9 protein-coding genes and 3 pseudogenes are annotated in these 10757 nt (G+C 70.2%); 10 read left to right on the top strand and 2 right to left on the bottom strand.

Annotation, left to right across the window (positions count from 1 at the left end; genetic code table 11):
* Window positions 1-3: 3 nt before the first annotated feature.
* The 5 genes from cobO to A5692_RS03200 all read left to right on the top strand — a co-directional run bounded on the left by cobO (window position 4) and on the right by A5692_RS03200 (window position 6791).
* A complete protein-coding gene (gene cobO, locus A5692_RS03180; protein ID WP_068051958.1) occupies window positions 4-618 on the top strand; it encodes a cob(I)yrinic acid a,c-diamide adenosyltransferase in 615 nt (204 codons plus the stop codon).
* Window positions 615-1991, top strand: coding sequence for a cobyrinate a,c-diamide synthase (locus tag A5692_RS03185; RefSeq protein ID WP_068051962.1), 1377 nt, complete (start codon window positions 615-617; stop codon window positions 1989-1991). The genes cobO and A5692_RS03185 overlap by 4 nt, the downstream gene beginning before the upstream one ends.
* Before the next feature lie 81 nt (window positions 1992-2072).
* On the top strand, window positions 2073-3278 hold the full coding sequence (cobA, locus tag A5692_RS03190; protein WP_068051965.1) for a uroporphyrinogen-III C-methyltransferase: 1206 nt from the start codon (window positions 2073-2075) through the stop codon (window positions 3276-3278).
* 33 nt (window positions 3279-3311) lie between these two features.
* On the top strand, window positions 3312-4904 hold the full coding sequence (locus tag A5692_RS03195; protein WP_068051968.1) for an MFS transporter: 1593 nt from the start codon (window positions 3312-3314) through the stop codon (window positions 4902-4904).
* A 138-nt stretch (window positions 4905-5042) separates the two neighbouring features.
* Window positions 5043-6791 (top strand): proline--tRNA ligase, encoded by a 1749-nt coding sequence (locus A5692_RS03200; protein WP_068051971.1) that lies wholly within the window; start codon window positions 5043-5045, stop codon window positions 6789-6791.
* A gap of 19 nt (window positions 6792-6810) precedes the next feature.
* Here the strand turns inward: A5692_RS03200 and A5692_RS03205 are convergent, their stop codons facing one another.
* Together A5692_RS03205 and A5692_RS27905 are read right to left on the bottom strand one after the other, a co-directional pair.
* Window positions 6811-7257, bottom strand: coding sequence for a ferritin-like domain-containing protein (locus A5692_RS03205; RefSeq protein ID WP_067924867.1), 447 nt, complete (start codon window positions 7255-7257; stop codon window positions 6811-6813).
* Window positions 7254-7433 (bottom strand): annotated as a pseudogene (locus tag A5692_RS27905) (hypothetical protein); the annotation flags it as partial. The gene A5692_RS03205 and the pseudogene A5692_RS27905, both read right to left, overlap by 4 nt.
* Here A5692_RS27905 and A5692_RS29665 point away from each other — a divergent pair.
* The 5 genes and pseudogenes from A5692_RS29665 to A5692_RS30315 form a co-directional block, all read left to right on the top strand.
* Window positions 7396-7779 (top strand): annotated as a pseudogene (locus tag A5692_RS29665) (hypothetical protein); the annotation flags it as partial. The pseudogenes A5692_RS27905 and A5692_RS29665 overlap by 38 nt on opposite strands.
* Before the next feature lie 216 nt (window positions 7780-7995).
* Window positions 7996-8523, top strand: coding sequence for a ribosome maturation factor RimP (rimP, locus tag A5692_RS03215; protein ID WP_068051973.1), 528 nt, complete (start codon window positions 7996-7998; stop codon window positions 8521-8523).
* Window positions 8524-8572: 49 nt separating this feature from the next.
* A complete protein-coding gene (gene nusA, locus A5692_RS03220) occupies window positions 8573-9628 on the top strand; it encodes a transcription termination factor NusA (RefSeq protein WP_068051975.1) in 1056 nt (351 codons plus the stop codon).
* Between the two features lie 207 nt (window positions 9629-9835).
* Window positions 9836-10093 (top strand): YlxR family protein, encoded by a 258-nt coding sequence (locus A5692_RS27915; RefSeq protein WP_369830254.1) that lies wholly within the window; start codon window positions 9836-9838, stop codon window positions 10091-10093.
* 64 nt (window positions 10094-10157) lie between these two features.
* Window positions 10158-10653: pseudogene (locus A5692_RS30315) on the top strand (translation initiation factor IF-2 N-terminal domain-containing protein); the annotation flags it as partial.
* Window positions 10654-10757: the final 104 nt, after the last annotated feature.

Below are 10757 nucleotides of genomic sequence, written 5' to 3' on the forward strand. Positions count from 1 at the left end.
CTCATGCCCCAAGGCCGCCCGCTTCAGGTCCCCGATGACGGGCTGAGCACCAGGGCCCGGCGCAACACCCCGGTGCTGGCGGTCCACACCGGCCCCGGCAAGGGCAAGTCGACGGCGGCGTTCGGGATGGCGCTGCGCGCCTGGAACGCCGGACTGTCCGTCGCGGTGTTCCAGTTCGTCAAGAGCGCCAAATGGAAAGTGGGCGAAGAGACCGCCTTCACGCAACTCGGCCGGGTACACGATCAGGACCATGTGGGTGGGCCGGTCGAATGGCACAAGATGGGGGCGGGCTGGTCCTGGTCGCGCAAGGCGGGCAGCGAGCTCGATCACGCCGCGGCCGCTGCCGACGGGTGGGCCGAAATCTCGGACCGGCTGGCCGCGCAGCGCCACGATTTCTACGTGCTCGACGAATTCACCTACCCGCTGAAATGGGGCTGGGTGGACGTCGACGAGGTGGTAGACGTGCTGCTGGCGCGGCCCGGCCACCAGCACGTGGTCATCACCGGGCGCGACGCCCCACGGCGGTTGATCGACGCCGCCGACCTGGTCACCGAGATGACCAAGGTCAAGCACCCGATGGACGCGGGCCGCAAGGGACAGAAGGGCATCGAGTGGTGAGTGTCCCCGCGATCGTCGTCGCCGCGCCGGCATCGGGCAGCGGAAAGACCACCGTCGCAACGGGTTTGATAGGTGCCCTGCGGCGTGCGGGTCATGTGGTGGTGCCGTTCAAGGTCGGCCCCGACTTCATCGACCCCGGCTACCACGGCCTGGCGGCCGGGCGTCCCGGCCGCAACCTGGACCCTGTGCTGGTCGGCGAGGACCTCGTCGGTCCGCTGTACGCCTATGGGGCCGGCGGCGCCGACATCGCGGTGGTGGAAGGGGTGATGGGCCTATTCGACGGGCGGATCGGCCCCGTCGCCGCCGGCCCCGCGCAGGGCTCCACCGCCCACGTCGCCGGCCTGCTGGGCGCCCCCGTCGTCCTGGTCGTCGACGCACGCGGCCAGAGCCACAGCATCGCCGCGCTGCTGCACGGCTTTTCGACGTTCGACACCGCGACGCGGGTCCGCGGCGTGATCCTCAACCGGGTCGGTTCGGCCCGGCACGAGCAGGTGCTGCGGCAGGCCTGCGAGCAGGCGGGCGTCGCGGTGCTGGGCGCCATTCCCCGCGCGGCCGAATTGGAGCTTCCGACAAGGTATTTGGGTCTGGTCACCGCGGTTGAGTACGGGCGGCGGGCGCGGCAGGCGGTCGAGGCGATGACCGACCTGATCGCTCGTCACGTCGACCTGGCGGCCGTGGCGGCGGTCGCCGCGAGCCGGGCCGCCCCGCCATGGGACCCGGCGACGGCGGTGGGGGAGACGCCGGGCGGGCGGGCCACCGTGGCGATGGCGGCCGGCAAGGCGTTCACCTTCGCCTATGCCGAGCATGCCGAGCTGCTGCGCGCCGCCGGCGCCGACGTGGTCGAATTCGATCCGCTGGCCGAGGAGTTGCCCGACGGGACGGACGCGGTGGTGCTGCCCGGCGGTTTCCCGGAACAGTTCACCGCCGAACTCTCGGCCAACGAGGTGGTGCGCCGGCAGATCAACGAGCTGGCCGGCGCGGGCTCGCCGATCCACGCCGAATGCGCCGGCCTCATCTACCTGGCCACCGAACTCGACGGCCATCCGATGTGCGGGGTGCTGGCCGGGTCGGCACGGTTCACCCCGCACCTGACGCTCGCCTACCGCGACGCGGTAGCCGTTGCCGATTCACCGCTGTATTCCGCCGGGCAGCGGGCGGTGGGGCATGAATTCCACCGGACCGCAGTCACTTTCAGCGACAGCTACCAGCCCGCCTGGGTGTACCGGGGCAACGGCGCGGATACCGTGCGCGAAGGCGTCGTGCACGCCGGAGTGCACGCCTCGTACTTGCACACGCATCCGGCTGCCGCACCACAAGCCGTCGCGCGGTTCGTCGCGCACGCCGCCGCCCGCCGCGCCGCTGCGCGAGCGTAACCGCGCTGCGAAAAAATCCGCACAAACGCGCCGTGGCGTTACGCTCACGGCGTCCAGAAGCTCTGCCACTAGGCTTGCCCGGTGACCGAGAACGCCTACCTCGCTGGACTGCGGTTGGCCGGCAAAAAGGTCGTCGTCGTCGGCGGCGGCACGGTTGCCCAGCGCCGGCTGCCCCTGCTCATCGCCAGCGGTGCCGACGTCCACGTCATCTCCCGCAGTGCCACCAGGTCGGTCGAGGCGATGAGTGGAATCACCTTTTCCCTGCGCGAATACCGAGATGGCGACCTGGACGGCGCCTGGTACGCGATCGCAGCCACCGATGATCCTGACGTGAACGCGGCGGTGGTCGCCGAGGCCGAACGCCGCCACCTGTTCTGCGTCCGCGCCGACATCGCCGTGGAGGGCACGGCGGTGACACCGGCGTCCTTCAGCTATGCCGGGTTGTCGGTCGGGGTGCTCGCCGGCGGTGAGCACCGCCGGTCGGCGGCGATCCGCTCGGCCATCCGCGAGGCGTTGCAGGCCGGGCTCATCACCACGGACAGCGCCGCGAGTTCCGACGTCGTGCGCGGCGGCGTGGCGCTCGTGGGCGGAGGCCCCGGCGACCCCGAGCTGATCACGGTGCGCGGACGCCGCCTGCTGGCCCACGCCGACGTCGACGTCGCCGACCGGCTCGCGCCGCCGGAACTGCTGGCCGAGCTGCCCCCGCACGTCGAGGTCATCGACGCGGCGAAGATCCCTTACGGGCGGGCGATGGCGCAGGACGCGATCAACGACGTCATGATCGACCGCGCCCGGTCCGGGAAGTTCGTCGTCCGCCTCAAGGGCGGCGACCCGTTCGTCTTCGCCCGCGGGTATGAGGAAGTGCTCGCGTGCGCCGACGCCGGGATCCCGGTCACCGTGGTGCCGGGTGTGACAAGTGCCATAGGGGTGCCCGCGCTGGCCGGTGTCCCGGTCACGCATCGGGCCGTCAATCACGAATTCGTCGTGGTCAGCGGCCACTTGGCGCCCGGACATCCCGAATCGTTAGTGAATTGGAATGCGTTGGCCGCCTTGACGGGCACCATTGTTTTGCTGATGGCCGTCGAACGCATCGAGCTTTTCGCCGAAGCGCTGATACAAGGCGGTCGACCTGCGGATACACCGGTGCTGGTGGTGCAGCACGGCACGACGGCTGCCCAGCAGACTTTGCGGGCCACCCTGGCCGACACGCCGGAAAAGATCCGCGCCGAGGGCATCCGACCTCCCGCGATCATCGTGATCGGTCCGGTGGCGGCTTTCGGGCTTTAAACGGATCTTAAGATTACTGTAAGGTAACCCTTTATGACGGCCCTCAACGACAGTGAGCGCGCGGTGCGGAACTTCACCTCCGCGCGCCCCGATCGTCCGGCCCCGGTGCGCGCCACGCGCCCGGCGGAGACCGCCTCCACTCGCCTCAGCAAGTACTACCCGGCCTGGTTGCCTTCGCGTCGCTTCATCGCGGCCGTGATCGCGATCGGCGGCATGCAGTTGCTGGCGACCATGGACAGCACCGTCGCCATCGTCGCGCTTCCCAAGATCCAGAACGAGCTGAGCCTGTCCGATGCCGGCCGCAGCTGGGTGATCACCGCGTACGTCCTCACCTTCGGCGGGCTGATGCTGCTGGGTGGCCGGCTCGGCGACACGATCGGGCGCAAGCGCACCTTCATCGTCGGCGTCGCGCTGTTCACCATCTCCTCGGTGCTGTGCGCGGTGGCGTGGGACGAGGCCACCATGGTGATCGCCCGGCTCTCCCAGGGCGTCGGGTCCGCCATCGCCTCGCCGACGGGCCTGGCGCTGGTGGCCACCACCTTCCCGAAGGGGCCCGCGCGTAACTTCGCGACGGCCGTGTTCGCCGCGATGACCGCCATCGGTTCGGTGATGGGCCTGGTGGTCGGCGGAGCGCTGACCGAGGTGTCCTGGCGGCTGGCGTTCCTGGTGAACGTGCCGATCGGGCTGGTGATGATCTACCTGGCCCGCACCGCGCTGCGCGAGACCAACCGCGAGCGGATGAAGCTCGACGCGACCGGGGCCATGCTGGCCACGCTGGCCTGCACCGCCGCCGTCTTCGCCTTCTCGATGGGGCCGGAGAAGGGCTGGGTGTCGATCACCACCGTCGGCTCCGGTGTGGTGGCCATGGCCGCGGCGCTGGCCTTCATCATCGTGGAGCGCACCGCCGAAAATCCCGTCGTCCCCTTCGACCTGTTCCGCGACCGCAACCGGCTGGTCACCTTCGCCGCGATCTTCCTTGCCGGCGGGCTCATGTTCAGCCTGACCGTCTGCATCGGCCTGTACGTGCAGGACATCCTCGGCTACAGCGCGCTGCGCGCCGGGGTCGGCTTCATCCCGTTCGTCATCGCGATGGGGATAGGCCTGGGCGTCTCCTCGCAACTGGTGTCGCGGTTCTCGCCCCGGGTGTTGACGATCGGCGGCGGGATTCTGCTGTTCTGGGCGATGCTCTACGGCTGGGCATTCATGCACCGCGGCGTGCCCTATTTCCCCAACCTGGTGCTCCCCATCATCGTGGGCGGAATCGGCATCGGCATCTGCGTCGTCCCGCTGACGCTGGCGGCCATCGCCGGTGTCGGTTTCGACCAGATCGGCCCGGTCTCGGCGATCGCGTTGATGTTGCAGAGCCTCGGCGGGCCGCTGGTACTGGCCGTCATCCAGGCCGTGATCACCTCACGCACGCTGTACATGGGCGGGACCACCGGCCCGGTGAAGATCATGAACGACCTCCAGTTGCACGCGCTCGACCAGGGCTACACCTACGGCCTGCTGTGGGTGGCCGGGGTGGCCGTCGTCGTCGGCGCCGCCGCGCTGTTGATCGGCTACACGCCGGCGCAGGTCGCCCACGCGCAAGAGGTCAAGGAAGCGATCGACGCCGGCGAGCTGTGACGCCGCGGTCGCCGATTGACGGCCGGCACCAATAGCTTTGCGCCGCATTCGATAGCGCCGGCGATACCAGATTCGCGGAGCCTTGCATGGGTCCTCGGCTGCTAGGCGCCCATCCCTGACAAGTTAGGCTGGCCCGCTGTGATCACCCGGATGTCCCAGTTGTTCCTGCGCACCCTGCGCGACGATCCCGCCGACGCCGAAGTGCCCAGCCACAAGCTGCTCATCCGGGCCGGCTACATCCGGCCCATCGCCCCCGGGCTCTACAGCTGGCTGCCACTCGGCCTGCGGGTGCTGCGCAGGATCGAAGCCGTCGTCCGGGAGGAGATGGACGCGATCGGCGGGCAGGAGATCCTGTTCCCCGCCCTGCTGCCGCGCGCGCCGTACGAGACGACGAACCGGTGGACCGAATACGGCGACGGCGTATTCCGCCTCAAGGACCGCCGCGGCAACGACTACCTGCTCGGGCCGACGCACGAAGAGGTGTTCACCCTGACCGTCAAGGGTGAATACAGTTCCTACAAGGACTTTCCGGTCCTGCTCTACCAGATCCAGAACAAATACCGCGACGAGGCGCGGCCGCGCGCGGGGATCCTGCGGGTGCGCGAGTTCCTGATGAAGGACTCCTACTCCTTCGACACCGACGACGCCGGGCTCAAGGCCGCCTACCACGCGCATCGGGAGGCCTACCAGCGCATCTTCAACCGGCTGCAGGTGCGCTACGTGATCGTGTCCGCGGTGTCGGGAGCGATGGGCGGCAGCGCGTCGGAGGAGTTCCTGGCCGAAAGCCCGGTCGGCGAGGACACCTTCGTGCGCTGCCTGGAGTCCGGGTACGCGGCCAACGTCGAGGCCGTCATCACCGCCCGCCCGGAGGCCAAACCCATCGATGGCCTCCCCGAGGCGGTGGTCCACGACACCGGTGACACCCCGACCATCGCCACCCTGGTGGACTGGGCCAACACGGCGGACCTCGGTCACACCGTCACCGCGGCCGACACGCTGAAGAACGTGCTGCTCAAGGTGCGCCAGCCCGGCGGGGAGTGGGAGCTGCTGGCCATCGGGCTACCCGGCGACCGAGAGGTCGACGACAAGAGGCTGGGCGCGGCCCTGGAACCGGCCGACTACGCGCTGCTCGACGACGCCGACTTCGCCAGGTACCCGTTCCTGGTGAAGGGCTACATAGGACCGAAGGCGCTGCGCGACAACGGCGTTCGCTATCTCGTCGACCCTCGGGTGGTGGACGGGACCAGCTGGATCACCGGGGCCGACGAACCGGGCCGGCACGTCGTCGGCCTGGTGGCCGGCCGGGATTTCACCGCCGACGGCACCATCGAAGCCGCCGAGGTGCGCGACGGTGATCCGTCTCCCGACGGCGCCGGCCCGCTGGTCTCGGCGCGGGGCATCGAGATCGCGCACATCTTCCAGCTCGGCCGCAAATACACCGACGCGTTCGCCGCCGACGTGCTCGGCGAGGACGGCAAGCCGGTGCGGCTCACCATGGGCTCCTACGGCCTCGGGGTGTCGCGGATGGTGGCGGTGATCGCCGAGCAGCACCACGACGAGCTGGGCCTGCGCTGGCCGCCGGCGATCGCGCCGTTCGACGTCCACCTGGTGATCGCCAACAAGGACGCGGACGCCCGCACGGGGGCCACCGCGCTGGCCGGCGAACTGGACCGGTTGGGGGTCGATGTCCTGCTCGACGACCGGCAGGCGTCGCCCGGGGTCAAGTTCAAGGACGCCGAGCTGCTGGGCGTGCCCTGGATCCTGGTGGTGGGCCGCGGGTGGGGCAACGGCGTGGTGGAGCTGCGCGACCGCTTCACCGGAGAGACCCGCGAGCTGGCCACCGGCCCGTCGCTGGCCACCGACCTCGCGGCCACCCTGGCCGGATAGGACGAAAAGCCTTGCGGCGCTAGTCGTTTCCGCCCGGGAAGCTCGTCGTGATGGGCCAGGCGCCCAGCACGCGGTTCCATCGGGCGGCCATCACGGCGCTTTGCGTCAGGGCCGTCGCGGCGAACGCGCGGTCGTCGGCCGTCTCGGCGTGCTCGATCACCACGCGCCAGGCCGACGCGCCGTCGTTCTCCATCCGCGCCGCCAGGCGCGCCGCGTCGGCCGCGCTGCCCACCAGGAGGGGCAACTGATAACCGGCGGCGGCGACGGGTGCGTTGACCTTGCGCGCCGTCAGCATCGCGATCACGTCGTCGCGGCGTTGGCGGTGCTGGGCCAGGGCCTCCACCACCATGCCGTTCACGCTCGGTGGTGACAGCGCCGACACCATGCCGTAGCCGTAGATCGTCGAGTGCTCGATGGCCAGCGCGTCGCACAGCGCCGCGTTGTCGGCGTCCTTGCCGGAGCTCATATCGACGGGCCCCCGGGCACCAGGGCGACCGTGTACGACGCCGTGCAGGACGCGATGATCGAGGCGAGCAGCCCCGCCCGGTAGCCGGATTCGCCCGCCACCAGGCGGTTGGCGCTGTCCGCCGAGGCGCGCAGCGCGTTGATCACGTCGGACACCGGCGGCGGGGGTGGCGGTGGGCCGGCCGGTGCGGCTCTGGCTGCGCTCGGGGTGGTCACCTCCGCCTGCGGCGAGTCCCCGCCCAAACCCCCGGCCGTCGAAGAACTGCTGGGGCCGTTGGACCAGGCCCGCAAGGACAGCGCGCTGGCCGGGGCGGCCGCGGCGGCCGTCGGCAATCCGCCGCAGATCGCCGCCGCGCTGACGGTGGTCGCCAGCCAGCGCGCCGCGCACGCCCGCGCCCTGTCCACCGAGATCTCGCGGGCCGCCGGCAAGATCACCACGTCGTCGACGAGCGAGACGACGGCCCCCGCCCCGAGCCAGAGCCGCACCGCCGGCGAGCACACCCCGCCGGTTGACGACGGGATCTGCGCTAGACACAAACACATCCTGCCATCGGTGCGGAGGTGGGTACGAAGCCAGGACGCGATCCGGCCGTCAGACGCGATTCCTGGCGTATCGTTGATAGCTGGCTCTCGCGGGACGGCAGCCTTCGCGTTCCGCCGGGACACTGGAGCCGCCCGCAAGCCAGCGGGGCGGCGACGCCCTCCAGCTGACCGGACAACTCAAGATGAGGAGCTCGCCGTGACCACCGGGCTACCTTCGCAGACGCAGGTGATCGAGCTACTCGGTGATGAGTTCGCGCGCGCGGGATACGAGATCGAGGACGTGGTCGTCGACGCCCGGACGCGTCCGCCGCGGATCACCGTGATCGCCGACGGCGACAAAGCCCTCGACCTGGACACCATCGCGACGCTGTCGCACTCGGCGTCGGCTTTGCTGGACGGGCTCGACGACATCGGGGACCGTTACGTGCTCGAGGTGAGTTCGCCCGGGGTGGACCGCCCGCTGACCGGTGAAAAGCATTTCCGCCGCGCCCGTGGCCGCAAGGTCGACGTCGTCCTCGTCGACGGTTCGCGGCTGACCGGCCGGATCGGCGAGGCGAGCGGCGACGCCGTCGCGCTGGTGGTCCGTGCGGGCCGTGACTATCGGCTGCGCCGGATTCCGCTCGCCGATATCGCCAAAGCCGTTGTCCAGGTGGAGTTTTCGCCCCCGGCTCAAGCCGAGTTGGACTTGGCGGGCCAGGCCGGCAGGACGGAGGCCGGAGCATGAACCGCGCCGGCGACGATGCAGAGCTTAGCGATGAGGAGGAGCGGCGCTGATGAACATCGACATGGCCGCGCTGCATGCCATCGAGGTGGATCGGGGCATCTCGGTCAGCGAGCTGCTCGAGACGATCAAGTCGGCGCTGCTCACCGCGTACCGGCACACCGAGGGCCACCAGAACGATGCGCGCATCGAGATCGACCGCAAGACCGGCGTCGTCAAGGTGGTCGCCCGCGAGACCGATGAAGACGGCAACGTGATCAGCGAATGGGACGACACCCCGGAGGGTTTCGGCCGCATCGCCGCCACCACCGCCCGCCAGGTCATGCTGCAGCGGTTCCGCGACGCGGAGAACGAACGCACCTACGGCGAGTTCTCCACCCGCGAGGGCGAGATCGTCGCGGGCGTCATCCAGCGGGACAGCCGCGCCAACGCCCGCGGGCTGGTCGTCGTCCGGATGGGGACCGAGACCAAGGCCTCCGAGGGCGTGATCCCGGCGGCCGAACAGGTCCCCGGCGAGAGCTACGAGCACGGCAACCGGGTGCGGTGCTACGTGATCGGGGTGACCCGCGGCGCGCGGGAGCCGGTGATCACGCTGTCCCGCACGCACCCCAACCTGGTGCGCAAGCTGTTCTCCCTGGAGGTCCCCGAGATCGCCGACGGGTCGGTCGAAATCGTGGCGGTGGCGCGCGAGGCCGGCCATCGCTCCAAGATCGCGGTTAAATCCAACGTCCCCGGCCTGAATGCGAAAGGGGCCTGCATCGGCCCGATGGGCCAGCGGGTCCGCAACGTGATGAGCGAGCTGTCCGGCGAGAAGATCGACATCATCGACTACGACGAAGACCCGTCCCGCTTCGTGGCCAACGCCTTGTCGCCGGCCAAGGTGGTCTCCGTGTCGATCATCGACCAGAACGCCCGCGCCGCCCGCGTGGTGGTACCCGATTTCCAGTTGTCGCTGGCCATCGGCAAGGAGGGCCAGAACGCGCGGCTGGCCGCCCGGCTCACCGGCTGGCGCATCGACATCCGCGGCGACACGCCCGGCGGATCCGAGCCGCATTCGGCGGGTCACCCCGAAAATGGGGCCACCCATGGGATGGCGCACGACCGCTAGCGCAGACAGCCGGCCCGGGGGCGCCGCCGGGCGGGACGGCGGCCCGCACCTCGGGCGGTTCTGACCATCGGATAAGTGACGCTAGACTGAGCCGTGATCCAGCGTGAGCCTTCGGTCTCGGCGCACAGACGTGTGGACGGACCAGTCCGGACGTGTGTCGGGTGCCGGAAGCGAGAGCTGGCCGTCGAACTGCTTCGCGTCGTGGCTGTGCCGGACGGGAACGGCGACTACGCCGTGATCGTTGACACCGGGACCAGCCTGCCGGGGCGGGGTGCGTGGTTGCATCCCGAGCGGCATTGCGTGCAACAGGCGATTCGGCGGCGGGCTTTCACCAGAGCGCTGCGCATCAACCGTCCACCGGACACATCCGCGTTGGTCGAGCACCTAGAGTCTCTAGAAGCGCTCGACTTGCCCGGCAACAGAAGAGGCAGCAAAGAACATGAGCACACCGTGAAGTCACGATGACCATGCGTCATAGCTAAACCCGAGGCGCGGCCCCACGACTGTCGCCTCTCAGACAGGAGATGTAGTGGCAGGTAAGGCCCGCGTACACGAGTTGGCCAAGGAACTCGGTGTCACCAGTAAGGAAGTTCTCGCCCGGCTGAATGAACAGGGCGAATTCGTAAAATCCGCATCATCGACGGTGGAGGCGCCGGTCGCTCGGCGACTGCGCGAATCCTTCGGGGGCGGCAAGCCGGCTGCCCAGAAGACGGCGGCCAGGCCGGCCGCGAAGGCTCCCGTCAAGGGACCGGACAAATCGCTCGACCAGGCCCTCGACAAGGCCATCGGTAACGGCGAATCGGCCGGCGCACCCGCGGGCGGGACGACGACCGCCGCCGCCCAGGCGGCCCCGGCGCCCGCGGAGGCGCCGGCGCGGCGCCATGGGACGCGGGATCGGCCGGTCGACGGGCTGCGCGGACGAGAACGGGTTGTTGCCGACGCGCGGGGTGCGGACGCCGGGCTTCGGCGCCGGACCGGGGCGCGGACCCGGCGTCATGCCGGGGTGCGGACCGGGCTGGGCGGGGGGCTGACCGGTCGGCTGCCCGGGAGCGGGCGGCTTCGGCTGCGCCGGTGACGGACGGCCGGGCACCGGACCGGGCCGCGCCGGCGCCGCCGCGGGCGCGGCGCC

Source organism: Mycobacterium sp. E342, assembly GCF_001667665.1.
Classification (GTDB): Bacteria; Actinomycetota; Actinomycetes; order Mycobacteriales; family Mycobacteriaceae; genus Mycobacterium.